The sequence below is a fragment of the Citrobacter sp. Cm038 genome (assembly GCF_030333105.1).
Lineage (GTDB): Bacteria > Pseudomonadota > Gammaproteobacteria > Enterobacterales > Enterobacteriaceae > Citrobacter > Citrobacter murliniae.
The window spans coordinates 357,971-383,932 of record NZ_JAOWGO010000025.1 but is presented as its reverse complement, the minus strand read 5'-3'; the positions used below and the strand labels follow the sequence as shown (position 1 = coordinate 383,932).

Below are 25,962 nucleotides of genomic sequence, written 5' to 3'. Positions count from 1 at the left end.
ACGATATAGCTTTGAGCTTTAATATCAGAACAACATGTTTTTACTGCCATTTTATCGTATAAAAAATGCCGGGTTTCCCCGGCACAAAAATCACCACGTTTTCGCCCACCACAGCCGTATCTTCATCCCCCAGTAGCTGGTCCAGCCACTGGTTGTCGATACCACACGACCTTGCGACATCACCACTAGCGTGGGAGTGACGCTAATATCCCAACTGCGGGATATTGTGCCCTCAGCATCGTTAATAACCGGAAATGCCACACCTTTGCGCGACAGCCAGTGAGCAACATCCGCTTCGCTGCCGGAACGTAGCGCGATGGTCATAATGTTTTCCCCTTCTGATCGCAGCCTGGCGACTTCCGGCGTGGTGAAGCGACACACACCACACCAGCTTGCCCAGAAATAGATCAGCACCGGCTCCTCATTACTGAGTGCGGCGAGGGTGACGGTTTCGCCATCCAGCGTCTGCAAAGGCGTACTGTCAAACGATGCTGGCAGTTGAGGCGCGCGCCATACATCCATCAGCAGCATCGCCCCGGCTAACAACGCCAGTAAGATCAGCCCTTCGCGCAGCCAACGACGCAGTTTACCGCTCATTGGCAGCCGCCAGTTTTTCTTTGACCACTTCTTCAAGCGTTTCCCACGACACAGCGCCTGGTATAAGCTCATCACCAATTATCGTAGCCGGCGTTCCCCGCACACCCACCAGCCGCGCCAGTTGCAGGTTAGTGCTCAGTGTCTCTGAACTTTTATCATCCAGATTTACCGGAGTGGCTGCGGCTTTTTCCTGTGCCTGCTTAATACTGGCAGCCGTGTGGTAGCCCCTCTTCTGCATCAGTTTTTCATGCAGCGCCAGAAACTGCTGCGGATGCTCGCGCCACGTTGTCAGCGCAGTCCGCGCCGACAGTACGGAGCTTTCCCCTTTAAACGGCAGCGGTTTAATCACCACCGCCACGTCAGGATACTTTTGCACAATTTTTTCCAGCATAGGATCCAGTTGCTTGCAGTACGGACAGTTGTAATCGGTGAAGTTTATCAGCGTCAGTTTCGCCTGCTTTGTACCAATACGCGGGCTGTCAGGATCGTTAAACAGCGCTTCCTGAATGAGCGCTTCAATTTGCTTTTCCTGTTCCGGCGTAAACGGTGCAGGCTCTTTCGCTACGCTGACGGTTGAAAACAGGGCTAACAGCAAAACAATCAGGATCTTCATGGATTGACTCCTTTGGCATCTGCCAGTGTTTTTAACACCGCATCGCGGGTTAACAATGTTGGCAACGCCTGACCTTCCGGCAGACCGGGGCCATAAATTTGGTTAAACGGCACAGCAACCTGGCCACGTTTTTTCAGAAATGCGGTGATGGCTTCAGAAGGCAGCGTCCAGTCGCCGCGTAACGCCACTACATCAGGCTGTTGCAGTGCGGCCTGGACGTCTTCTTTATGCAATACGTTGTATTTATTTACCTTACAGGTAATGCACCAGTCGGCCGTTACATCAACGAATACGCGCTTATGCTGGGCAAGCGCATCGTCGATGGCCTGCTCGCTAAGCGGTTGCCAGTTCACACTCTCTTTCACTGCACTTTGTGTGAAAACACCCAGATGCGGGAGCAGTAACGTTGCCAGCCAGATAGCAGAGCCGAGCATCATCCCCCCCAGAAGACGTCGCAGGATGTTCATCCAGCGCCCCGGACGTGGTAACCGCAATGCCAGACCCGGTCGGAGAGCCACCAACAGCCATGGCAAGCTCATGCCCAGCCCCAGTGCGAGAAAAAGTCCCCATAGAGTTGGAAGTGAAGCCGTAAGCGCCACCGCTACCGCGGTCCCGAGAAACGGTGCACTGCACGGCGTGGCGAGCAGCGTAGCAAAAGCGCCCTGCCAGAAATGCCCTGCCAGACCGTTGCCACCGCGAGTAGCCAGCGTTGTTGTCATTGTGGAAGGAAGCCGGAATTCAAACAATCCGAACAGACTGGCGCTAAACGTCAGCATTACCAGCACCATAACGCCAATAAACCACGGGCTCTGGAACTGGATCCCCCAGCCGAGTGCCTGATTGGTCATACGCAGTACCGTCATCAGCAATGCCAGGGCCATAAATGAGACCAGAATTCCGGCCACCGACGCCAGAAACTGACGGCGAACCTGACGACGACTTTTCTCTTCGACAAGCAAAATTGAACCCAGCTTCATGCCCAAAACCGGTAGCACACAGGGCATCAGGTTCAGGATCAGACCACCCAGCAGCGCCATCGCAACCACCTGCCACATCGCAGGTGCGGCGGTATCCACAGCCGGAGCATCTCCAATAGCAAGTCGACTTTCCTGCGCAACGCCATTATCGGCCAGGACCAGCGTGACCAACTTGCCGCGTAAATCCGGCGCGCCTTCTCCCCAACTGTCATGGACAGGTACTGTCGCCAGCAGCGTGTCTCCATCAATGCGGATTTGCGGCATACCGAAATCCACATCATCGACGGTATCCAGATAAAGTCCGGGCGTAGACCAGCCTCCCGCGCGGTGCGCTTCGACCACCAACTCTCCAGCCCGCGCCCCTGCGCTGACCGTATCTGTCAGGCCGCTGGCAAGCGGGATCTGCCCCATTGCCTGGGCATAATCATGCGCAAATGTCGGATCCTGAACAGAAGGTGTTACGGAAAAAGGAAAATCCGTCAGCAGGCAGACATTGCTGCACGTTGATAGCGTCAATACGCCATTGATCGTGGCTGGCAGCGTGCCGTGTACCACCATCGGGAATGTCACCTTATCGTGATACCCCTGGGTAGTGATATTGGCGACCTCAAAGCGCGCAGGCGTTGGCCAGAACCAATCCACTGCGGGCATTTCACCTTTCCAGGTGACAGACGGCGCGACACCGCCCTCTCCCGGCGAACGCCAGTAGGTTTTCCAGCCATCTTCCAGCTTCACATCCAGCAGTAGACGGGTTTGCCCTTCAGCAGATGCATCGGCACGCAGCCGGACGCTGGCATGGTCGTTATCGGGTGAACGCAGCCAGCCGATGTCAGCCGCCCAGGATACGGGCAGCCATAGCAATAACAGACAGAACAGCGCCTGCCTGAAAACAGTCATCATATTTTTTCTCCGTGAATGATTATCTAACAGTCAGCAACAACGGTTTGGTCATTCACGGAAGACACAGAATCTGAGATGAACCCTAAGCGTGGGCGGCGAGATGGCTCGCGGTGGGAAAAAAGGCAGACGAAAAGCCCGCACTGGCGCTAACAGCGACAGAAGCAGGCATAGCACCAGAATCGCCCCTTCAAACAGCACAGGCGGCGACGCCAGTAACGACTTCGCGCTCAATTCACAAGGGGTAACGGGTGAGGCGTCATCGGTATCCGTTTGCGCGCTCGCGACGACAGCAGTGGCGGCGGTATTCATCTGCAACGCATGCAGACCCGCCATGCGTTGCGCGGTGCAAACTATCACCACAACACATGCCAGGCAGAGGAACCACCATCCCATCCGTTGACGTTTCGCCATTATACCCTCACTGATTGACGCGAGTTATCTTAGCCACTGGTGAGGTTTTGGCAACCTTTACGCTGTAAAGTTATGTCGGTACCGGAGATTAACATCTGCTGTTCATTATCACACCCGGCCACGAAATAATAATCAATGCCAGCAATAATTTCACAATCAAAAATGACACCTCTAATAAAACAACATGAAAATATCACCACAGGTATTATTCATTATTTTCGAGGCATCTCCGAGAAAACCCCGTGACAGATTATAAGAAAATATTAAAAATGTACTTTCGCGTATTGATGCGTAAATGAAAGTAAGGACTGGAGCATTTTCTCAATAAAAACAATATTATAATTAAACGGACTAATATCTTGTCCATTATAAAAACGCTTTGTTTGTTAAATGTTATTCAGAGTATATGGAAATGAAAAAATATTTATTACCCCTGATCGGCTTACTTTTTACCGTTAGCACTCAAGCCGCATCATTTACCGATGGCAAGCAGTTCATCTCACTGGAGAAACCCGTACCTGCAGCACCAGCAGCACTGAAGTTTTTCTCCTTCTATTGTCCCTCCTGCTATCAGTATGATGAAGTTTTCAAAGTGACTGATAACGTGAAAAAAGTCTTGCCCGCTGATGTCAAACTCACCGAGTATCATGTCGACTTTTTAGGTCCTCTGGGACCAGACATGACGCATGCCTGGTCAGTTGCCATGTTGTTAAACGTGGAAGATAAAGTCAAACCTTTACTGTTTGATGCCGTTCAGAAAAAACAAACCATTAAAACAGTGGACGATATTCGCAATATATTTATCAACGCCGGTGTGAGTGCCAGTGATTATGACGCAGCATGGAATAGTTTTGCCGTGAAATCATTGACAGCCAAACAACAAGAGCTGGCTAAAGCTGTAGATTTAAAAGGCGTACCCGCAATCTTTATCAAGGGTAAATATATGATTAATCCTAAAGGATTAAATTCAGATGACGTAAATTCTTTTGTGCAGAGCTACGCTGACACTGTCCAGTATCTTATTTCCCGCCCCTGATGTTGAGTTAATACCGTTATACGCACCACACAACAGGATCCAGCCCCTCTCTGGTGACTGTTGGTGGTGTAATGCCTGTTCCTTGTCATATCGTCTTCTCCTCCTTTCATGTCATGGTTGGCATTCACCCTTATGAGGATTACCCTAAACTTATTGGTAGATGCCTTTCCCCAGAGGTATCCTTCTTCTATGTGTTGATTTACACGAGAGAGCGCTATGGAATTAAAGGATTATTACGCCATCATGGGCGTGAAACCGACGGACGATCTCAAGACAATCAAGACCGCCTATCGTCGACTCGCCCGCAAATACCATCCCGATGTCAGTAAAGAATCCGATGCCGAAGCCCGTTTTAAAGAAGTTGCTGAAGCATGGGAAGTACTGAGCGATGAACAACGTAGAGCCGAGTACGATCAGTTGTGGCAGCACCGCAACGACCCGCAGTTCAACCGTCAGTTCCAGCAGGGCGATGGACAGAATTACAATGCTGAAGACTTCGACGACATTTTCTCCTCTATTTTTGGCAAGCATGCTCACCATTCACGGCAGCGTCATGCCAGTCGGGGTCACGATATCGAAATCGAAGTTGCCGTTTTTCTCGAAGAAACGCTTACTGAGCATAGCCGTACCATCAGTTACAGCCTGCCGGTATACAATGCTTTTGGTCTGGTAGAGCGCGAAATTCCGAAAACGCTGAACGTGAAAATTCCGGCCGGCGTGGGTAACGGCCAACGCATTCGTTTGAAAGGCCAGGGTACTCCCGGTGAGAACGGTGGACCGAACGGCGATTTATGGCTGGTCATTCATATTGCGCCTCATCCGCTGTTTGACATTGTTAATCAGGATCTGGAAATTGTCGTTCCCCTCGCCCCGTGGGAAGCCGCTTTGGGCGCGAAAGTTACCGTACCCACCCTCAAAGAGAGCATTCTGCTGACTATCCCACCTGGTAGCCAGGCCGGGCAGCGTTTACGAATTAAGGGCAAGGGGTTGGTAAGCAAAAAATATACCGGCGACCTGTATGCAGTGATCAAAATCGTGATGCCACCAAAACCTGACGACAACAGCGCCGCACTGTGGCAACAGCTGGCAGAGGCACAGAAGTCCTTTGATCCGCGCAAAGAGTGGGGGAAAGCATAATGGCTAACGTTACCGTCACCTTTACTATTACCGAGTTTTGTCTGCACACCGGCGTTTCTGCAGAGGAACTTAATGAGATTGTCGGTTTAGGGGTAATAGAACCCCGTGAAGACGAGACTGCCCACTGGCAGTTTGACGATCATGCCCTGGCCGTTGTGCAGCGCGCTTTGCGCCTGCGCCAGGAGCTGGAGCTTGACTGGCCAGGAATAGCCGTTGCGTTGACATTACTGGAAGAGAACGCACATTTACGACAGGAAAACCGCTTGCTGAGACAGCGTCTGTCCCGCTTTATCTCTCATCCATGACGCATTTATTGCCAGTCACCGGGGGCAGCATCGCTCTGCCCCTTTTTTCTCCCGTCAGTCCCCCCCCAGCGTTAATGACATTAACCGGCAGATAGCATACATTCTGAGGTAAGAATTATCCTAAAGCATAAGACGTTGAGCCATGCAGCTTAAACCACTCACAAAAGGCCGTTTTCATAACATCTGGCAGCAAGATGATGCCTTTATCGAGAAGACATTCCAGGAACTGCTATCAGAGACACAGCTCATTCATGAGGATGAGTATCTCTATCATCAGGGGCAGGTTGTCGACCGTCTGATTATGGTGCAATCAGGAAGAATCTCTCTGCGTTACAGCGCTGAGAATGGTCGCCGTTTTCAACTTGGCGCGATGGAGTGTGACGAACAACTTTTTGGTGAGATGGAGTTCTTTACGGGCTATCGCTGCCAGCTTGATATTGTGGCCGAAGAGCCGCTCACCGTTGCGGTATGTAGTTGCGATCGGCTGGAAGAAGCGTTAAATCAGCACCCCAGACTGGCAATCTTCTTCGCCAGCGCAATGGCTGTCGACTACCAGGATATGCTGGAAATTTTCCTGCACCGGATGCTCTATCCGATCGTGCATAACGTGGCTTACGATCTTTATCGACAGCATCAAAACAAGCAACCCATGGATGGTTTCAGTAAAAAATATCAGGAAGCTGAGCGATTCGGCACTACCGACCGGGTCTACCGACGGGCGGTTAAAGCGCTTACTGATGCAGGCCTGGTAACGCAAACAAAGCAAGGCCTGGAAATCAAAGATCTGGATGGGCTACGGCAATTTCTGGGAAACGACATCATCGACTGACACACCAACACCGGGTCCGGAATGTTGGCGTGTCCGTCAACAACAATTAGAACTTATAGGTAAGGCTGAAGTAATGGCCGATACCCGTTGTACGCCCTGCTCCGCCGTGATTTTCCATCAATGCCATATTACGGAAATACTTTAATCCGTAACCCACTGCGTAGTGCTCTGAATGCCAGTAAATGCCGTTATACCATTCAATCGCGTTGTTGCTGTACAACGCCTGATCAGCAATCTTATTGGCAGCAAACTGGTAGTCAAAGTACCCCTGATAGTTTAAATAGCTGCCATTGGCGAAATGATAAAACGGCGTCGACCAGTTTGTTGAAAACATGTAGCCATCCCACTTACCTTCGTTATCTGCACCATAGTTTTCACGAACGTAGTGAGCGTAGAGGTTCATCCCCACCATACCGAACCACGGTACCTTAACATCTGTTCCCAGGCCGATATAATGTTCGAATAATTCCCGGTCACCAATGTTGTTCACGGTTGAGATATAGAATTCGTTAAACGGGCCAACAGATAAATCTCTGTTAAAGATGGCATCAAGTGAAAAACGCGGTGATATTTTGGCAAAAAAGTTATCACCACCGTGACGATCGTCATGCTTGCTATCAAAAACATCAAAGAAATCAACGTAACCATAAAGATCGACAATACCAGAGCGAGCACCAAATTCCAGTTCAAGATACGTGTCGTTGCGAATGCCATAAGGAACCTTAGCATCAACGCTTTGCATTAAATTCATCTGCATCCAGTTGAAATCATTCTTCCGAATATTGCCATCAGTATAATCAGCAGCAACAGCATGGGCACACCCCATACTCATAACAGCGCCAACCACCAGATTTTTAATCATTGATATATTTTTCCGCAACATATTCAATTCCTTTGAGAAAGATTGAACGGCGCCACACACAGAATAGTTGTGTGGCGATAGTTCTTAATTAGAGGAAGGTAAGTGTTTTGCAATAATTATTGACGTTTGAGCTTCAGTGTTCCCAGCAACATGATAAAAATAACCAAATACAATACTGGTATTGCGTACATAATTTTTTGCAATCCCATCGTTTTTTCCATTACCGCGCTGATTGCCGGGCTAAACATTGCTCCTGCACTACCGCTAATTAAAATGTAAGAAACGTTCTGACTACTTGCACGCTTCACAAAAGAAACACCGTAAGCAATAAAGGAGTTATACAGTGCGGCGCACACAAAGCCATAACTGTAGGCCAGATAATCTAACCCTGAAATATCTTTCTTCGTTACAATGATCGTAGTGATAATACAAGCCAGCAAAATAATACTTAACAGGAAATAATGTATCTTCACGCGGGCAACAATCCCGGTTGACACTAACGCGCCGACCAGTGCGGCCCCCCAATACTGAGTAATAATATTTCCGGCTTCTTCAAATGGAATACCAAATTTATTCTTAACAAACAGAGGTGCCCATGTCAGGAAGGTATAAAGCGCCAACATACCTAAAAACAGACCAATCCCACCGCTGATAATCCCAGGATTCCACTCTGACTTCACCGCTTCTGTCTGGCCAGAAACATGTGTTGTTTCGCAAGCTGCAAAGCGAGTTAGTGCCACAATCCCAAGGGTCAGTAAGGCCACCATACCAACGCTAAGGTAGCTGTAACTCCATGACATATTGTGGGTTAGCGCGAAGGTCGTAATCAACGGGAAAACCACCCCCGCAACGTTAAACGTAGCATCCTGTACCACCAGCATCGTACTCTGAATACGATCCTGCCAGACAGAAACCACGATCGTACCTGCCACGCATAAGCCAATACCGCCACAAAAACCGACGAGGGTCATAGCGACCATCACTGGCCATAAACCACTACTTAAATGCATTGTCAGTGCGCACAGGAAAACTATCGAATAGATAATTAACGTCATACGTTTTACACCGACTTTTTCAATCAGGAAAAAAGCGGCGATCGTGCCCGCTAATGCCCCTCCGTTCAGTAACGAAAAAATAGATGCGACAGCATTCACATCGGCATTGTAACGCATTGCAATCGGTTCAATCAGCATACCAAACTGACTGGCAAACCCTGCCATAATAAAATTTGCCAGAAAACTAATCAGCGTAAGTGCTATTTTATTCTTCATATAAAGACATCCCTGATTGGTTCAATAAAATTTCTTCGCTAAGCTGTAACTGCTGTATTCAGTGCCAGCTCAATCATATTATTAAAGGTTAATTGCCGTTCCTCCGCAGTCGTTTCTTCTCCCGTCAGGCAGTGATCGGACACGGTTAAAATCGCCAGCGCCTCAATCCCAAACTGATGTGCTAAGGCATACAATCCAGCCACTTCCATATCGACTCCCAGAACACCAAACTTCTCCAGTGCAGGAATTAAATTATCATCAGGATCGTAATAAAGATCGCCACTGAAAACATTTCCGACTTTGATATCAATGCCCGCTTTTTGCGCCAGAATCCATGCTTGTTGTAATAATGGGAAGTGTGCCGATGTTGCCATTGTATAGCCAGAACTACGTTTCAGATTCGTGACTGAGTCCGTTCCGGCTGCGACGGCAAGAATAATATCGCGCATTTTAATATGGTGCTGTGTTGCCCCCAGACTACCCACCCGAATAATTCTCTGGACACCAAAATCATGTACCAACTCATGTGCATATAACGTCATCGACGGTATTCCCATACCGTGACCCATTACTGAAACAGGTTGTCCGAAATAGTATCCGGTATAACCCAGCATATTGCGCACGTTGGTAACTTCCCGGTAATCTACCAGGTAATTTTCAGCAATAAACTTAGCGCGTAACGGATCACCAGGCATAATAACAGTTGAAGCAAAATCACCCGGTTTGGCATTAATATGTGCAGTCATAACAATTCCTGAATCATTTATATTGAAGATATGCAGGGATTGTAACCAGACGTATGCAGAGAATTGAGGACAAAAGTCCTGCTGAGAGGATCGGCCTCTCATTTTTGAGAGTTATTGTTGTTGCGTTGCCGTCCGGGGAAAACACCGCCACCCCGCGCGACAGTCACGGGGGGACATCATGTCATATCAGGGCTTATCAGCGTGACCAAACAGTAACGCGGTATAATGGGGGTTCACTTTTCCGCTACGCTTACCGTCCGGACCAAAATAGCGATCGTCCCGGCACAGACGCTCATTGGTGTCACAAAACAGACCGCCCCGGAATGTAAAAGCGGTTGTATCAAATTGCCCGGCCGCTGCCAGCTTTTCGCCCTGCTTCTTGCCGACATACCTGGTGGTCAGCGCCACCGATATACCGTGCTTATTGGCACAGATCGATTTATCACACAGCACGCCCGGGGCCGGACTGTATGGCTCAACTGTCGCTGCGTTCACTGGCAATGACAGAACACTCACTGCCAGCAGGCCCAACACTTTTATCATCTTTCTCTCCTTATATTCTTCGCCAGCCGCTTTTGCCTGCTTCTCTCATCCGAACGGAATGACACCCGGGCGTAATATTTACAGTCGCTTTTCCAGTAAATGCGCTCTCATCAACTCCGAGGCGGCCTGTGCATCACCCTTTTTAATATGCGCCAGGATCTCTCTTTGTTTCGTCGCTGTATCAATGAAATACTGGCGGTCGTTGGCGGGTAATGACTCTCTGGTTTTTTCAAAGTAGGTAATCAGAACGTCAGAAAAAACCTGCAGGACACGATTGCCACTCGCCTGTAGCAGGAGTAAATGAAAATCCCTGTCATGACGGTCAGCTTCCTGCGGATTGTCAGCGTTTTCCTCAATAAGCCGGAGTTCGTTTTCAAGTTTTGACAGCATTGCTGGAAAAATTCTTCGCGTTGCCAGAGGAATGATAGCGCACTCGATTAAGATCCTTGCCTCAGTAAACTCTGAGATATCAAACCCGGACAGGTCAAACTGCATCAACAGTTGGTTATTTATGTTATGAGAACCCACATTTTTTAACACACTACCCCGTCGGGGAGCGCGCTCAAGCATTCCCATTTGCACAAGCGTCCCGAGCGCCTGGCGAACTTTATATCTTGATGTATTAAAACGAATTGCAAGCTCAGTTTCTGTTTCGATACGTCCATCAGCATCTCGGTTTGCATCATCAAGCAGATAATTTTTAATATTTTCAAATAGTTCGTTTTTCTTATCCATATACACTCTCAGATTAAGGTACCGAAACAATCGTAAGTATAAATAATACAATAAGTTGAGTTAATTATTTTATTGTTATGATAAGATTATAACCCCTTATTATTCAAATTATATTAAGCTATTTGTTAATAAAAAGGAATTAATTATGATGTTATTCGTAACTCAGTTTGCGATAGTTCTTACATGTATTGGTATAGGCGGGCGTTTTGGCGGGATTGGTTTGGGTGCTGCGGGTGGGTTAGGACTGGCAATCCTGACTTTTGGATTTGGACTCCCCCCCGATTCTCCTCCGATAACAGTCATCTCCATCATTCTGGCTGTTATCACGTGTATCACTATTCTTCAGGCAGCTGGCGGTCTTGATTTATTTGTTACTATGGCGGAGCGGATCCTAAGGAAATGGCCAGGTGCAATAACCTTTCTGGGCCCTGCTGTTGCTTACCTTTTTACCGCTATTTGCGGGACAGGATATGTCGCTTTTTCCGTTTATCCGGTGATTGCAGAAATTGCAGCCGATGCCAGGGTTCGGCCAGAGCGAGCAATGTCGATGTCAGTTATTGCCGCTAATTTCGGTCTCATTGCCAGCCCGGTAAGTGCAGTCGTTACCGGAACAATCGCCGTTCTTGCCGGATTACATGTATCGGCTTTGGATATCCTGTCTGTCACAGTCCCCGGCACATTTCTTGGCTGTCTTGTTGGCTGTTTGTTTGTCTTTAAACGAGGTCATGAACTCGAAGATGATCCTGAATTTCAGCGCAGGATTGCGGAAGGTGAGTTTGAGTCAATAAAGGCTGAAGAACGCACTGCCAGCATGGTGACAAAAGAGGCAAAGAGAGGATTGCTGATTTTCCTTACCGGTATCATCCTGGTTGTCGTTATGGGGTCAATTCCTGAATTACGTCCGGTGTGGAATAACGGTACCGGGATGGAGCGCATGAGCATCCCGACAACGTTGCAGATAATTATGCTGACAACAGCATGTATTATTATGATGGTGTGCCGAATTTCGCCTTCAAAACTCGACTCAGGATCTGTATTTAAAGCAGGACTGGTGGGAGTGGTCGCCATATTTGGTCTGTCATGGATGATGAACTCCTTCTTTGAGGCATGGCACGAATTATTTAACACCGCTTTCCACGGTTTTCATAATCCGGTGCTGTTTGGCATTATTGTGTTCGGTCTTTCCGCTGTGATTTACAGTCCGGCAGCGACGGCTGTGGCATTACTGCCTGCGGGTGTGTTAATGGGATATCCGGCAGAAACATTAATTGCCTTGCTTCCGGTAACCTGCGGATCATTCATTATTCCGGGGGGAGCGCAGATTGGCTGTGTTGCTTTCGACCGTACAGGAACAACACGTATTGGTAAGTATGTAGTGAATCACAGCTATATGTTACCAGGTCTGGTTACCGTTCTCGCCTCAACCATTTTCTGCTTTCTCATTTCTAATTTACTGGCGTAGCGCCGAAGCGACTGGTGAAAGTCTGCAAGGCATCCCCTTCTGATGAAGCACAGAAGAGGATGCCTGTAATTAGATTTACTACGCAAACTTTAAAGGACAACCTGTGCAATCAGGTAGGCAAAAATAACCTGAGAAATGACCATAACAAAACCCGGGCGAATGTAGCTATGGTTGATAACAAACCGCCCTATTTTAGTCGTACCTGTCCTGTCAAACGCAACACAACCAATTTGGTTGGCACCTGGAATAATGAAGTCTCCACATGTACAGGCAAGTATTGCGATTAGAAACGGCGCGGGAATATTTAGCGTAACACCTAACGGCATAATAGCAGCAACCGTTGCAGCAGGGCTCATAATAACAAGGGAGAACAAGAAAACAACCACGCCAAAGAGCATCGGAGCACCACTAACAATCCCCCCAAACACTTTTATCAGTTCTGGTTGGTAGGCATCAAAAAAGGTCGCTGTCATCCATGAAACACCGAGGATTGCTACCACCCCCATTAGACCTGCGCGGAAGACAGACCCCGTATTGAACGTATTACTGGGGACTTTGCTGACAATCATAATAAACAGCGCGGCTGTCAGCATGATCATCTGAATAACCATTGGCGTTGATAGCCTTTTCCCATCCCATGAAGGCAGAAGTCCGGTAAAAGATCCCAGGATGAGCACCAACATCACGCCAACTGCAAATATCGCGACGCCTTTTTTGGCACCTGGCGTAGCAACATACTCTTTTTTCTGCTCATTATGCATGAACTCATATTCACCAGCAGCAACACGGCGCTGAAACTCTGGATCATCTTCCAGCTCTTTACCGCGTTTGTAGACAGAAAAACTGGTAACAATTGCCGCCATAAAAAATGAAGGGAGAGCAATTGTCAGTATCTGTCCAAGAGTAATGCCGGCATATTCATGCAAAATAGCAAGCATCCCTGCGGTAGCTGCGCTCATCGGGCTGGCTGCGACCGCAACACTGGCAGCAATAACAGTTGCAGATAACGCTCGTTCTGGACGAACCTTCGCCTCCGCCGCAACTTCAGCAACAACAGGATACAATGAGAATGCAACGTACGTGGTACCGCAGAATAGTGTAAATATGGAAGTTAATATTGGCGCAACAAACGTAATAGCCTGAGGTTTTTTACGCAGTAATTTTTCAGCCACACGCACAAGATAATCAAGCCCACCTGCGGCCTGCAATATACTCACTGCCCCAATAACACAAATAATAATTAACATGGCCGTAATTGATGGTGCGGAGGGTTTTAGTCCAAAACCTAAAACTAATATTGTTACACCAAGCCCACCACCCGCACCGAGCCCCATTCCGCCATAGCGCCCACCGATACCAATACAGGCGAGCACAATAAATAATTGTATAAAGAATAAAGCGTCCATTTTTCACCTTAAAGCACCTCCCGAATATTGCACCCGGGAGGCATTGATTATTATGACAGGGATTACTTTAAATAAGACTTGGCATTTTCAATTTGTTTTTTAACTGCATCAGGTCCGGTTCCGCCATAAGACATTCTCGCTTTAATACAGGATTCTAAGGAGATGCTATCGTAAATATCGTTCTCAATTTTATCATCAAAAGAATGGAACTCTTCTAATGTGAGTTCTTCTAGCATCTTTTTATGTTTAATACAGTAATTCACTGCACTACCAACAATATGATGGGCCTCCCTGAATGGGATCCCTTTGCGGACAAGATAATCTGCCATATCAGTCGCATTAGAGAATCCTCTGGCAGCGGCACCGCGAGTATTCTCCGAAAGAACAGTCATTTTCTCGAGCATAGGAGCCATAATTTTCAGGCTGGTTTGCAGAGTATCCATAGAATCATAGACCTGCTCTTTATCCTCACTCATATCAGTATTATAGGCGAGAGGGATCCCTTTCATGATGGTCAGCATTGCCATCAGATTTCCGTACATACGGCCACCTTTACCCCGCATTTTCTCAGCAACATCAGGATTTTTTTTCTGTGGCATGATGCTGGAGCCCGTACAAAAATCATCAGAAAGCTCAATAAATTTGAAGTCCTGGCTGGAGAATAAAACCAGTTCTTCTGAAAGACGGGTGAGATGCATAAAACATACCGCTGCGGCTGCGGTAAACTCGACCATATGATCGCGGTCACTTACGGAATCAATACTGTTTTCTGTTGGCTTATCAAAACCCAATTCATGAGCGGTAAACTCACGATCAATTGGGAAAGTGGTACCTGCGAGGGCCGCCGCACCTAACGGACACTCACCCATGCGTTGATAGAGATCTTCGAATCGCGTCCAGTCACGGCGTAACATCCAGTAATACGCCATAATCCAGTGTGAAAGAAGAATAGGCTGACCTGTTTGTAAGTGGGTATAACCAGGCATTATCGCATTAATATTATTTTCAGCTTTGGCGATGATAATTTTTTGAAGATTGACAATATCCTGCTGAATTTCCCGAATTGTTGCTCTCATATGCATTTTAGAGTCAACGGTAGTTTGGTCGTTACGACTGCGCCCGGTATGCAACTTCCCACCAACAGGACCAATAATTTCTGTCATTCGTCTCTCAATAGCCATATGAATATCTTCATCAGCCGTATCGAAAACAAATTGCCCATCTTCAATCTCTTTATCTACCTGCCTCAGGCCACCAATGATGGTATTTGCTTCACTCTCAGTAATAATTCCCTGACGGCCCAACATTGTGGCGTGCGCAATACTCCCTTTAATATCAAAAGGGCAAAGACGCTGCTCCAGCATAATGGTCGCGTTATATGATTCGACTAGTTTATTTGTCGGCATATCAAAACGCCCACCCCATAACTTCGTAGACATAAAAACCTCCAGTATAAGTGTTGCAGAATGGTTAAATTTGGATTTAATCAGTTTTAATTCGTCCTCAGATTACAAAAGCACCATCTTAATTGTCAACAAATGAAGGCATTAAATCAATTTATACAGATATTAAATATATTTATTAAGCTTTATTACTTTCGCATTTATGGCTAAAAAATAAGATGTAGATCACATTTAAATGTAACTTGATTCAAAGTTGCATTTATTAAAGGCGCAAAAATGGAATAGAGATTATTTTATTTGGCGACAATTGAAGGGGGTATGTTTATTTTGGAGGGGGCAGCAGAAACGAATTTGCCCATCAGCAGGCTGGCCTTCGGTGAGAGACATGGATGTCTCTCATTAATCCCGATGAGCTTACTCTGGTAAGTGACTCGGGTATGCGAACGTAGTCAACGCCGAGGAAGCGTGGAGGATGACGTGTATATCAACGTGGGATACCTGGATCATGAGTGATCTGGGTGGCAGGTAACGGATAAAAAACTCGGACAAGAGAATCCCTTACAAAGAGAGGTCCAACTCCCTCTTTTATCTGGCGGCAGATGGTGCGCTACGCGATGGCGATTATTACTGATACTAAAGCAAAAAATCGCAAACCCGGCGACAAACAGCTCCCGCGCGCAGCGGTCGTTGGACACTCATAACCCTTCTTTTAGGGCTTTACTGTCTGTTGTTTTATCAGCATGTAACGGTTAATTAGCTGATGCAGATGCATATCCGTTTGCAGCATCAAGGCTTCTGGCGATTGTGCTCCAGCATCCATCAGACTCAGTTGGTACAGTTGTTCTTCAACTGGCACCGCCCGACTAAAATTCTGTGTGATGGCAAAGACCATCGATTTCAGTTCTGAGCCGGTCAGGTATTTCCCTTTGCGCTCATCCAGTGCATTCAGGCGCTGAGTTAATACCTGCAGACCACCCATGCCCTCATGCCAGCCAGAAAGCGATGATGCAGGCAAAGCGTTACTGCTGATGTAACGCTGCCATTGCACTTTCAATTTTTCAGCTTCAGTTGGTTGAGCAGTAGCCGCAAGCACAAAGCCGTAGTTTTGCAGCCACAGTGGTGATAGCTGCGCCAGCTCTGTCAGGGCGGCCTCATTTGCCACTATGGGTAACGGGCTGCTGGCTGGCGGATTTATTTGCTGCCAGCCCCACAGCCCTGCTGAACCCAGCACCAGCGTGGTCAGCACTCCCCCCACAAAACTTTTCCACGAACAGCCCGTTCCCGGCTCAGAAGATTCAGGCACAATGCGTGGTGTGGCGAGGTCTTCACGGACAATGTAAATCAGAGGTTCAGACGGAACAGCAGATACCGGACTCACTGAGCCAACAGATGACGCGGGTATGGTCACAGCTCCCGTGTCACCACTGCCTGCATCAATATTTTCGAGGCGTATCACCGCATTATGCATAAAGGCGCACAGCTCCCCTATCTGACTGGCGTTTTTTAACTCCAGACGCTGCAAATGCTTACACAAAGCATCAAGGTGCTCTTCCGCCCTGTAAACCTGTGGCAGGTCAACATAATTCAGCTCCAGCGTCCGCAACACTGAGTGCAGGCGCTGGGTGAATCCAGCGAGGATCTCCATCCTGGCATGGACCGGTTGCGGCCAGAGCGTTCCCCATTGATGCATCAACAAGGCTTCCAGAACAGCCAGCCCTTCATTAAGCCCCACCAGCCCCGCCATCCGTGTGCGTGCCAGCGTATACCAGCACGCCGTTTGCAGTTCGACGCCGTTCTGGCGAAACAATGCCAGACTCAGTTGCTCAACACGTCCCCAGTCAACATCAGGCCGCGCCGGGTGTGAGAGTTTGGCAAGCTCATCACGCAGAGCAGCATAATCCGCCAGCAGGCGCGGATCGCCGCCAGTTTTAACTTTACGAGAGTGAATGTCATTCATGACCAGATATCCATTTAACCTGTATGCTTATTGCCCGATTTTTGTCACGCAGAACGATAGCGAAGAGATCAAAAGTGATTACGCGCGGGTAGTCGTGCCGAGGTACTGCTGTTGTTTGAGGTGTCTCAATAGTACCCGCCCTTCGGGTTTAAACTCCGTGCCATAGCGTACCAGGCCAATACCTTTGAGTTCAGCGTCAATGGCATAACGTAGTTCGCCAGGGATTTCCTGTTCCAGCAGCACAACCGCTATTGTTTTCAGGCGTGGTTCATATTTGAGTAATACGGCCGACAGAGTCCCCATCAGCTCATGCGCCGTACCGGGCATCCCTTGCAGGATTTTGGTCATGTCCGGAAGGCCGTAGTCTGGCAGATGTGCCAGCGTCCCTGCGCGGCAGTTAAGCACGCGCTGCATGTTGTCCAGTACGGACAGGATGACCTGATTTTCTTCACTGACCTGGTGAAGGTCGAGACCACCGGAGAAATTACCCGCGAGCATCTCATACAGTGAGGGGGATTTGTGAGTCTGAGGCATTATTTATCCTTTATCGGTAACAACGTCAGATGGTTATTCCCTGCCTCAATCACCCGCGCCTTGTCCGGATCGAGTTCTTCACGGTCTATCATCAGCTTCCATGTGTTTTTCACCATATCGGGATGGCGGAACAATCCCACCACGGCGACGTATTTCGCCCCCTCTTCCATCGGCATATCGAGCAGTACATCTCCACCAGGTTTAACCACCACATCGCGGGTGGCCAAAAGATCAGCCCCGAGAGCCGTTTCACTGTCTTTCAGCAGTTGCTGGTACACGCTCTTGTCGAAGGTTTTATTATCTTTGAGCTGATAAATTCGCACCACGACCGACTCGGAGAGCGTGTTGTTCTCACGTGCATCGGTGTTCAGGGCTTCGCGAGCGGTAAAATCCAGGTGTAGTACCTTAATCTTCTTGTAAAAAATGGCATTGAAGGCCGATTTAGTGCCATCGGTGACGCCCTGCGTCACCCCACAGCCTGCCAGACTGAATGCCAGCAGCGGCAGTAGACAGCACGTGGTCTTAGTTAAATTTATACGTAACACGTCGGTTTCCTTGTTGTGGTTTCGCAGGCTCCAGCCCGGTGTAATAACCCAGTTCCGTCGTAAAGGTTTGCGGGATATCGTCCAGACATTCATCGTCTTCCACACCCAGCACACCATTCATCCCAAGCCAGAATGGCCCTTCACCTAACGGCGGTACAGCCAGCAGGCGGGTACGGGTAGTCAGGGTAATTTTTGCCTTGAATCGCCAGCCCAGATAAACCCGCAACATCACCAGAAAATCCTGATACAGCAGACCATCCGGCTTCCAGCCCTGCGCTTCCTGCTTATTATCCGTGGACAGGGCAATCAGCAACTGGCTGTTGGCATCCATCGCTTCGTCACCCAGGGGCGTATTACCGTCCAGTAGAAAATCCTCATTACCGTAAAAGCCCAGAGGCTGATTCACTTCCACCGGCCGAAGACAGTAGGGGCTGACCTGCACGGTGGTATCCGGTGCAAGCAGGCTAATCAGCGACTGCATCCCCTCCTGGGTTTTACCCGGCTGACGCAACACACCCAGTAATGCCAGAAAGCGTGACACCGGAGTGGCAATTTGGTTTGCCGTGCCTGGGATCCCCAGCCCCACCAGACCCAGCAGTGACTGTGAGATACTGTCGGTACCTCCGGGTTCGAAGGCTGCCGGGTAGGAGTATTTACGCCAGATGCGGTAAAACTGGGTCAGGATGCGGTGGCTGAAGATATCCAGAAACCCCTGCAGCGCCTCATGCCCTTCCCGGCGCTGGGTAATGTCATCGAGATAGGCCGTCGGCAACGGGGAATCAACACCATACATCCCCATAAACGTGGTACGGATGACCGGCGGTTTGTTGTCATCGTCTTCATCATACTCAACCGCCTTAAGCTCACTGACCGGAAAGCCCATCCCCGGATGCGGCGCAAAGCGCACCGGATCATCGGTTGGATGGCTGGTTGAACCCATCAATGGCCTGTCGGGATTGAGTTTCTCCAGCAACTGGCATAAGCGGTAAAAGTTAATGCGGTGAAGGTCTGCCTCCAGCCGTGGTGTCAACCGGGAATACGGCGATTGTGTTTCTCTTCCCATTCCAGGCGTTCTCCGGTCGGTTGCAGAATGATAATCAGGCGGTTAAACAGGTAGATGTCTGTGTAGAGCGCGAAGAAGCGGCTCAGCATCTCGCCGAACAGACAGATATCGCCGCGCCCGGCAAAGCCGTGGCTGTCCAGCGTCACTTCAATCTGCACGCCGCGTACCAGGTAGCCTTGTTCAAAGCGCTCGGTTTCGCTGTGCTTCACGTCGATAATGGCTTCCAGACGTCGGCGGTTCATCTCGCTGTCAGTCCACTCATACAGCGCCAGCGTGCCGCGCAGTACATCGGCGTTATCCATCATCGAGAGAAATCCGCTTCCGAGATGGCTGAGTACGCGCCAGTGAAAACGGTCCTGCGCGGGTGGATAACAGGGCAGCGTTGGCGCACAAAGGTTGCGTACCGCAATACTGGCCGACGTGGTTTTCATCACAGTGTCGAGCACGGTACTTTGCAATGCTCTGCGAGGTAGCTGGCCATTGGTTCCGGTAAGCGTCAGCGACAAGCTTTCATCTTCCGGCACCGTGTGATTATCAAACGCTTCACCGCCGAGGATGAGCCAGGTGTTATGCAGTCCGGACGGGCCGCGGCGCACACGGGTGTGGTAGTAATATTCCGGCGCTTCATGGCGCATCATTCCACCTTTGTGGCGAAAGCTTGAGAACGGCACGTAAGTATGCTGGCTCGATGACATCACCGAATCCACGGCGTAAATCTCGGTATGGCCATCCTGTACGCGCATCGGGCGCAGCATGTACTCCGTCTGCAGTGAATTGAGCGTCAGCGGGTCAGATTCCAGCGGGAACAGATTAATTACCGGCACGCAGTTCAGACGCAGATGCTTTTCGCTAAAGCTGAAGTCATGCTCCCAGCGTTCCGCCAGTACCACGTCGATTTCAAACCAGGAAAGCTCCGTCGGAAAGGCCACGGTCTCCAGCCCACGCAGGCCCGTGAACATGAATTTCTCGCGGAAGGTAAAATATTCCAGCAGCAACTGGTAACCGCTGAAACTGCTGTTGCCCTTCGGCCAGAGGGTATCGTCATCACCAAACCCGAGTGCAGTGAAATGCCCGGCCAGCGGTCTTCTGTCCACATCACCAGGCATGCGCAGCCATATTCTGGCCACATTCATGGTGAACGCTTCATGCATGGCGCAGGCCAGTGGCGCATCAGCATTGAGATAGAAAGGAATATGACTGAGATCGATACGGCTCCAGTCCGCGAGTTCGCTGCAGTTAAAGCGCAAAGTGACAACAGAGCGTCCATCAGGATCGGTCGACAGACGGGCATGTTCCAGCGACAACGGCTGAAGGCCGATCTCTTTGGTGGTGGTATACCGGCAGCGTGTGCCTTTTTCCCCAATTGGCCGGGAAAGGACTTCGAATCCTTTGACGATACGCATCTGCTCTTTCATTTCACGCCAGTCGGGGCTGAACTCCACCACGGACATAGACGGAATGGTGCGCAGGTAGTGCGGCCACAGCAGACTGACCAGCCCTTCGGTCAGTTCCGGCAGGTCATCGTCGAGCTTTTCACGTAAACGCCCCATCAGGAAGGCAAAGCCTTCAAACAGGCGTTCCACGTACGGGTCACGCGCACCCGCTTTATCAAGATTGAGCATTGCCGCCTGCTCAGGATGAGCACGGGCAAATTCTTCGCCGGCTTCCAGCAGGTAGCGCATTTCAGCGTCGTAATAACGCAGGGTTAAATCTTCCATAGTTTTTATAATCTTTCATTGAATCATCAGGCGCAGAGAACGACTGCACGGGCGGGATCTAAAGCAACCAATCCGGAAAGCAGCAAATCCATTTCGACCTGCAGGCGCGTTTTATCCACGTCACTGCGACCGGCTTTAGCGCGCAGCAGCTTGAGTCTGCGGGCTTTGACTTCAAACATTAGTTCCGGCGTCCACTGTTCGAGGGTCAGTTGCTTTGCATCGCTATCAAGTTCGCGCAGCAGATGCAGCGCCATTTCGTTTTTACCGTACTGTTCGCTTACCCGAGCCATCAGCAGTCGCATCAGCCACCGATCCCGGGAAGAGGTGTATCCCGGTTGGACGAGAAGCCAGTTAAGCGCAGCTTCAATACCTTCACTGTCCGCTTTCGCCAGCACTTCAGACTCCAGCGTCAGCACATCATCACTGTCAGCGGATACGGCTGATACCGGCTTATCATTCCATCCTGACATGTCATCAAGCACACTTTCGTTTATCCAGTTCATGGTGACTTCATCAGCGAAAGGTGTGCCGTCACTGAAAGCGAGTGCTTCCAGCCCCGGCAGACGCGCCAGCAAACCTTTAATGTCACGGCAGAGAATATCGGCACGCACGCTGTCATTATCCAGTTTCACCAGCGCCTGCCAGGCATACCACTGCACATCCAGCCACAAGTGATTGACGCCCTGAGCCAGCAACGTGTCCGTATGTTCCAGCAATTCAGACCAGCTTTTCTGCAGATACAGACGTTTGAGGTGCGCCTTGTTATCGGGTTTAGGCGGGACCAGACGAGTGCGCCCGGAGGCATCCAGCGGCGGAAGTTCAGTTAGCGTATCCCAGCGAACGCTTTTCAGCAGATGATGTCCGGCCAGCCACCCTCCCGGCAGGGAGCGCAGGTATTTCGCCAGCACCTTAGCCTGATCGAGTAAATCACGTCCCGACGTGACAGCATTCATCACTGGCGCAGAAGAGTCTGACACCGTTATTGCACCCTCTTCCCGACTGGTCTGTGGCACCAGACTGTTGGCACCGCCGTTCTGTACCAGACGATTGTCCAGAGCCTGATACAACCCCCCAAGCTCCGGACGGGCATCTTCATCAAACAGTTGAAAAGACTGTTCCGCCAGAAGCAGCCCGCCTGTAATGCGCTGCATAACAGACATGTCCACTTCCGGGTATAAAGACAGGCTGTCAGTCACGCGACTGCTGCCAAGCCACTCCAGGGCAGTTTTACGGCTCCTTTCACGACGTGGATGCAGCCTGGAACCGAACCGCTCAAGCATTGCCGCCAGAAGTTCAATCCCCTGTGCAAAACCGGACTCACCGTCCTGATGCAGGCGCGCCCAGACATAAAAGGTGATAACGCGCAGATCTTTGCAGGTGCCGGTCAGCAACTTTTCCGTCAACTCGCAAATCAGTCCCGTATCAATACCGGAAAGTTTGTTGACCTCTTCGCGAATGCGCTGAAAATCGTCGTCATAGCCCGGATCTTCGCCGGTTGGCTCATTGTCGCTAATCGGCTCCAGCCAGCGCGCCCACTGAGTGCTGTGTGACCGCGCACTTGTCAGCAAAGTCTGCTCATCAGCACCGCAGGCATAAAGTACGCTTTGTAATGTCGCCATTATTCCATTCCCTCCATGGCTGAATTCCCGGCACTGTCCAGAGTCTGCAAGGTCGCAGAGGCATCCACACTGAATATCTGCTCTGGCAGACTGAAGTTACGCAACGTCAGCAGTGCCAGCGGTCCGTTTCCGAGTTGTGAGCGCAGCACCCACTGCAGCGTTCTTCCGTCTGGCGCGGTAAAGCTCAGCATCCACTGGCTGCGATCAAGCTGCTGGCGTTTACCCTGCTCCAGCCAGCGAATAAAGCCCCAGGTGCCGCCGTAATCCCCGAACAGCCGCGCACCGGCGCTGGTCGACGTCCAGGTCAGCATCGTTCCCGGCTTCCAGGTTTCGCCCGGCCAGCGGAAAGACTGCCAGTCGGCCATCTGGTTAAAGTAATGCAACTTCTGTCCGTCAATCGTTAACTGGGTTTCCACCACCTGCGCTGCCGGGCGGGCCTGTAGCTCAAAACTTATCCCCTGGCTGCCGTCAGTAAACAGAATGTCCGACAGTTGACTCAGTTGATTCACCGCCCGCAGAAAAGCCGGATTAAAAATCAGCCCCTGGCTGTGTGCAGTGTCCGGCACCCACTGACTCCCCTCTTTGTGCAGTACGCCATTGAGCTCGGTGGTCAGGAACCGGTCGATACGACCACTGTCTTTACGGATAAACTCGGCCAGCATCGGCAGAGAAGCGTCACTCTTGCTCGCCGCAAACGGGAAACGCCCCTCAAAGGCCGTGTGCCAGTTCGCCACCACCGAGCGGTTCCAGCGGTCATTCAGACTGGCGGCTGACGGTTGCAACACCGTCTCCCAGGCCTGAGTCAGCGGCTGCACAAACATCGTGTTGCCGAAACCACTCCACTCCTCCCCGAGGCTTGCCGCCACCAGGCTGCCGTACTGTTGCGTGTCGGTCAGGTCCACACTCTTGCCCTGGAAAACCGTCTGCGCAAGCGTCTGCATCATCTCCTGCGGATCAGATGCACTCGCCACCTGCTGTAGACGCAAACGTACACGTGTAATACGGGTCAGATAAGTTTGCAGGCTCAGCGTGTTGTCAGCAGACATCACATTGCTGGCTTTGTTTTTTCCCATCAGTGTCAGTAAAGGTCCGAAGGTGTCATCCAGCGGTCCCTGCGGGCCTGTGGCCGACTGGTCAATCACCGGTTTATCCTTCCCGGCGACCAGGTCTTTCGCCGACTTAATAATGGAGTCAGAAAGGCCCTCCGTCTGTTGCCCGGCCTGTCCCTGCCAGGCGATGGTGTTCATCAGGGCAATCAGCGGCGACTGACGCACATCGCTCATCAGCGTCAGCTGGTCGGTCACATCGGCGATGTTGTGCGCCGGGTTAAGTCGCAGGCTGTTGAGGAAGTTGAGCCAGCTTCCGGCAAAATCAATGAAATAGCGCTGGGTCAGACGCGCTTTCAGCGCTTCCGGGGAGAGCTCCGCAGACACGGCCTTGTGGTTGTCACTCAGCACCCAGTCTATTTCATCCCGGCGAGTGTTGGCCGCATTCTCAATGGCCTGCTCAATACCGCCTTCCCATGCCTGACGGGTGAACATCCCTGGAACCACCTCATCGGTGGTAAACAGACGTCGGGCATCGGTACCATTGGTCATGTCTTCCAGTGAGACATCCGCAAAGTTGCGCCGTACCGATTTGAGCATATTTTCATACAGCGTCCCTTCTGCATTACGTCGGCCAATCTGCTGCAACAGCACCTGACGGCTCTGACTGACCAGAGAAGCATCCGGTGTGATTTTCCACTGCGGCTGATTGGGCAGTTCGGAAATGTAGAACGCCCACAGGTCTGGCGACAGGCTCTGCCACAGGCCCGTTGAAATGCCCCTGTGCGTCGGCTGTACGGTTTTCATGGTCTGCGCGTAAAACTCGCCGTCGGCTTTATCAGGACGGGCCATCATCAGCCAGGCTTTAAGCTGGTCATAGCCCGGTTTCGCCAGTTGCGCACGCCTGTCACTGTTGGGGACGGAATTTGCCAGCACGGTGAGCGTCTGCATCAGGGAGATATTCGCCGGATCACGGATCAGGTGATTGTTCGCGACGCCATACCACGGGAGCATCGCATTAAGTAGCTGCTGATTATGGTCAAGACCAAAGCGCTGATACCAGGGGGTCCCCTCCTGAACATGGTGTTGCAGACGACCCGCGTCGTTTCGCAGTTCATGTAATGCCGTCAGCTGAAAATCAGAAACGGAAGGATGTTCCACCAGGTTGCGGGCTTTTCCCGCAACAGATGAAATCTGTCCATAGTTCATGGCAAAGGAGAGTATCAGCCCCACCATCCAGACACCGATGATGGTCATCAGCGTCCAGGCGAGCGTCTGCTCCCAGGGCAGCCCGACACGGCGGCCGCGCACGCGGGTACAGTCGCCAACGACGCCATCCCAGGTCACCGGCAGGGTCAGAGCATGACGCCGCGATCCAGGGATATTATTCTCAACATCAGCGTAAGCAACGACGTTTTCAGGCGATGGACTTCCCGTCAGGCTGAACATCAGGCCACGCAGCGGAATACGTTGCTGGGAGGCTGACAACCATGGCACCAGTTGCTGAGCCCAGCGGCTGATACCGCCCTCTTTCAGGTGCTGACCCAGACGTAACAGAAAGTCGTGACGGTTATTCTCAATGACCTGACTGACACCCTGCGCCCGCAACTCCGGTAGCATCCGCTCAAGCTGGCGGGTAATATCCTCTTATTTTGCACGCAGCGGGAAGCTTGCCCCGACAGCCTGCTCAGGGCGCTTCGTCTGCGACCAGTCGCTGTCGCACAGTTTCCACAGCCAGACCGGTGCGCAATAGCGCAACAGTTCACTGATTTTTTCCAGCCCCCGCAGGTCGCTGTCGCTGATTTGCGGCGTGAGCGTTTGCCCTTCAGCAATGACCCGGACAATCCCGTCCAGCGGGCGACCACGACGCAGTTTGCGCAGCGCGGCGTATTTTTCCTTAGCGGGCTCAGCAGTCAGACTGCCGCCGTAAATCAGAACAGTGCGGTTGCCTTCAAGCCACTGCTGGCTTTGCAGGCCGGGGAGCAGTTGATCGATAGCGGTTTCGTCGCCGGTGATTAAGAGGAGGCGAACTTTACGGCGCCAGAAAAGGCCGTAGCGGCGGCGGAGATGGGAACAAAACTGACGGATCCCGTATTTATCAACACCGCCTGATTTTTTCTCGACACCCCGTGACACAGCGCTGTTTTTTGCCGATATCAGGGCTTTTGCCTTTAGATATTCCCGACCTCCGGCGATCCGGCTGGAAAAAAGAACAATCAGGAGCCATGTCAGGATCCCCACTGTGAT

22 protein-coding genes and 1 pseudogene are annotated in these 25,962 nt (G+C 50.6%); 5 read left to right on the top strand and 18 right to left on the bottom strand.

Features of this window, described 5'->3' with window-relative positions; genetic code table 11:
• Window positions 1-90: 90 nt before the first annotated feature.
• From OGY01_RS21255 to OGY01_RS21240, 4 genes are read right to left on the bottom strand one after another with little or no spacing between them, the layout of a single operon-like run.
• Window positions 91-597, bottom strand: coding sequence for a protein disulfide oxidoreductase (locus OGY01_RS21255; protein WP_045441489.1), 507 nt, complete (start codon window positions 595-597; stop codon window positions 91-93).
• A complete protein-coding gene (locus OGY01_RS21250) occupies window positions 587-1,210 on the bottom strand; it encodes a DsbA family protein (protein WP_048221688.1) in 624 nt (207 codons plus the stop codon). The genes OGY01_RS21255 and OGY01_RS21250 overlap by 11 nt, the downstream gene beginning before the upstream one ends.
• Window positions 1,207-3,087, bottom strand: a complete 1,881-nt coding sequence (locus OGY01_RS21245) for a protein-disulfide reductase DsbD family protein (RefSeq protein WP_286493644.1) — start codon at window positions 3,085-3,087, stop codon at window positions 1,207-1,209. The genes OGY01_RS21250 and OGY01_RS21245 overlap by 4 nt, the downstream gene beginning before the upstream one ends.
• 48 nt (window positions 3,088-3,135) lie before the next feature.
• The gene (locus OGY01_RS21240; RefSeq protein ID WP_045441486.1) at window positions 3,136-3,498 is read right to left on the bottom strand and encodes a hypothetical protein; all 363 of its coding nucleotides are present in this window, start codon (window positions 3,496-3,498) and stop codon (window positions 3,136-3,138) included.
• A gap of 412 nt (window positions 3,499-3,910) precedes the next feature.
• Here OGY01_RS21240 and dsbA point away from each other — a divergent pair, with 412 nt between their 5' ends.
• From dsbA to OGY01_RS21220, 4 genes are all read left to right on the top strand, one after another.
• The gene (gene dsbA / locus OGY01_RS21235; protein ID WP_200042072.1) at window positions 3,911-4,534 is read left to right on the top strand and encodes a thiol:disulfide interchange protein DsbA; all 624 of its coding nucleotides are present in this window, start codon (window positions 3,911-3,913) and stop codon (window positions 4,532-4,534) included.
• A gap of 216 nt (window positions 4,535-4,750) precedes the next feature.
• Window positions 4,751-5,671: a curved DNA-binding protein gene (gene cbpA / locus OGY01_RS21230; RefSeq protein WP_286493643.1), complete on the top strand. Its 921-nt coding sequence runs from the start codon at window positions 4,751-4,753 to the stop codon at window positions 5,669-5,671.
• Complete coding sequence (gene cbpM, locus OGY01_RS21225) at window positions 5,671-5,976, top strand: chaperone modulator CbpM (RefSeq protein ID WP_045441483.1); 306 nt, start codon at window positions 5,671-5,673, stop codon at window positions 5,974-5,976. Before cbpA ends, cbpM begins: the two co-directional genes overlap by 1 nt.
• Before the next feature lie 142 nt (window positions 5,977-6,118).
• Window positions 6,119-6,805 carry a Crp/Fnr family transcriptional regulator gene (locus OGY01_RS21220; protein WP_045441482.1) on the top strand — a complete coding sequence of 229 codons (687 nt, stop codon included), beginning with the start codon at window positions 6,119-6,121 and terminating at the stop codon, window positions 6,803-6,805.
• A 46-nt stretch (window positions 6,806-6,851) separates the two neighbouring features.
• Here the strand turns inward: OGY01_RS21220 and OGY01_RS21215 are convergent, their stop codons facing one another.
• The 5 genes from OGY01_RS21215 to OGY01_RS21195 form a co-directional block, all read right to left on the bottom strand.
• Entirely contained in the window at window positions 6,852-7,688 is an 837-nt protein-coding gene (locus OGY01_RS21215; protein WP_045441481.1) for a nucleoside-specific channel-forming Tsx family protein, read from the bottom strand.
• 95 nt (window positions 7,689-7,783) lie between these two features.
• Window positions 7,784-8,938, bottom strand: coding sequence for an MFS transporter TsgA (tsgA, locus tag OGY01_RS21210; RefSeq protein WP_045441480.1), 1,155 nt, complete (start codon window positions 8,936-8,938; stop codon window positions 7,784-7,786).
• Window positions 8,939-8,976: 38 nt separating this feature from the next.
• Window positions 8,977-9,684 (bottom strand): purine-nucleoside phosphorylase, encoded by a 708-nt coding sequence (gene deoD / locus OGY01_RS21205; protein WP_048221692.1) that lies wholly within the window; start codon window positions 9,682-9,684, stop codon window positions 8,977-8,979.
• A 186-nt stretch (window positions 9,685-9,870) separates the two neighbouring features.
• Window positions 9,871-10,227: a YcgJ family protein gene (locus OGY01_RS21200; protein ID WP_045441478.1), complete on the bottom strand. Its 357-nt coding sequence runs from the start codon at window positions 10,225-10,227 to the stop codon at window positions 9,871-9,873.
• Window positions 10,228-10,305: 78 nt separating this feature from the next.
• Window positions 10,306-10,962, bottom strand: a complete 657-nt coding sequence (locus OGY01_RS21195; RefSeq protein ID WP_048221693.1) for a FadR/GntR family transcriptional regulator — start codon at window positions 10,960-10,962, stop codon at window positions 10,306-10,308.
• A 145-nt stretch (window positions 10,963-11,107) separates the two neighbouring features.
• Between OGY01_RS21195 and OGY01_RS21190 the strand changes: the two genes are divergently transcribed.
• Window positions 11,108-12,424, top strand: a complete 1,317-nt coding sequence (locus OGY01_RS21190) for an anaerobic C4-dicarboxylate transporter family protein (protein ID WP_081918197.1) — start codon at window positions 11,108-11,110, stop codon at window positions 12,422-12,424.
• Between the two features lie 89 nt (window positions 12,425-12,513).
• Here OGY01_RS21190 and OGY01_RS21185 read toward each other — a convergent pair whose 3' ends face one another.
• The 9 genes and pseudogenes from OGY01_RS21185 to OGY01_RS21145 form a co-directional block, all read right to left on the bottom strand.
• Entirely contained in the window at window positions 12,514-13,830 is a 1,317-nt protein-coding gene (locus OGY01_RS21185) for an anaerobic C4-dicarboxylate transporter family protein (RefSeq protein ID WP_045441476.1), read from the bottom strand.
• 62 nt (window positions 13,831-13,892) lie between these two features.
• Entirely contained in the window at window positions 13,893-15,269 is a 1,377-nt protein-coding gene (gene argH / locus OGY01_RS21180) for an argininosuccinate lyase (protein ID WP_045441475.1), read from the bottom strand.
• 673 nt (window positions 15,270-15,942) lie between these two features.
• Window positions 15,943-17,190 carry a VasL domain-containing protein gene (locus tag OGY01_RS21175; RefSeq protein WP_045441473.1) on the bottom strand — a complete coding sequence of 416 codons (1,248 nt, stop codon included), beginning with the start codon at window positions 17,188-17,190 and terminating at the stop codon, window positions 15,943-15,945.
• A 78-nt stretch (window positions 17,191-17,268) separates the two neighbouring features.
• Complete coding sequence (gene tssE, locus OGY01_RS21170) at window positions 17,269-17,724, bottom strand: type VI secretion system baseplate subunit TssE (RefSeq protein WP_045441470.1); 456 nt, start codon at window positions 17,722-17,724, stop codon at window positions 17,269-17,271.
• Window positions 17,724-18,269, bottom strand: a complete 546-nt coding sequence (tssJ, locus tag OGY01_RS21165) for a type VI secretion system lipoprotein TssJ (RefSeq protein WP_045449551.1) — start codon at window positions 18,267-18,269, stop codon at window positions 17,724-17,726. Before tssJ ends, tssE begins: the two co-directional genes overlap by 1 nt.
• Entirely contained in the window at window positions 18,247-19,332 is a 1,086-nt protein-coding gene (tssG, locus tag OGY01_RS21160) for a type VI secretion system baseplate subunit TssG (RefSeq protein ID WP_048221695.1), read from the bottom strand. Before tssG ends, tssJ begins: the two co-directional genes overlap by 23 nt.
• Window positions 19,296-21,050 carry a type VI secretion system baseplate subunit TssF gene (gene tssF / locus OGY01_RS21155; RefSeq protein ID WP_048221696.1) on the bottom strand — a complete coding sequence of 585 codons (1,755 nt, stop codon included), beginning with the start codon at window positions 21,048-21,050 and terminating at the stop codon, window positions 19,296-19,298. The genes tssG and tssF overlap by 37 nt, the downstream gene beginning before the upstream one ends.
• A 26-nt stretch (window positions 21,051-21,076) precedes the next feature.
• Window positions 21,077-22,669 carry a type VI secretion system protein TssA gene (gene tssA / locus OGY01_RS21150; RefSeq protein ID WP_048221697.1) on the bottom strand — a complete coding sequence of 531 codons (1,593 nt, stop codon included), beginning with the start codon at window positions 22,667-22,669 and terminating at the stop codon, window positions 21,077-21,079.
• Window positions 22,669-25,788: pseudogene (locus OGY01_RS21145) on the bottom strand (ImcF-related family protein); the annotation flags it as partial. The pseudogene OGY01_RS21145 and the gene tssA, both read right to left, overlap by 1 nt.
• Window positions 25,789-25,962 lie beyond the last annotated feature (174 nt).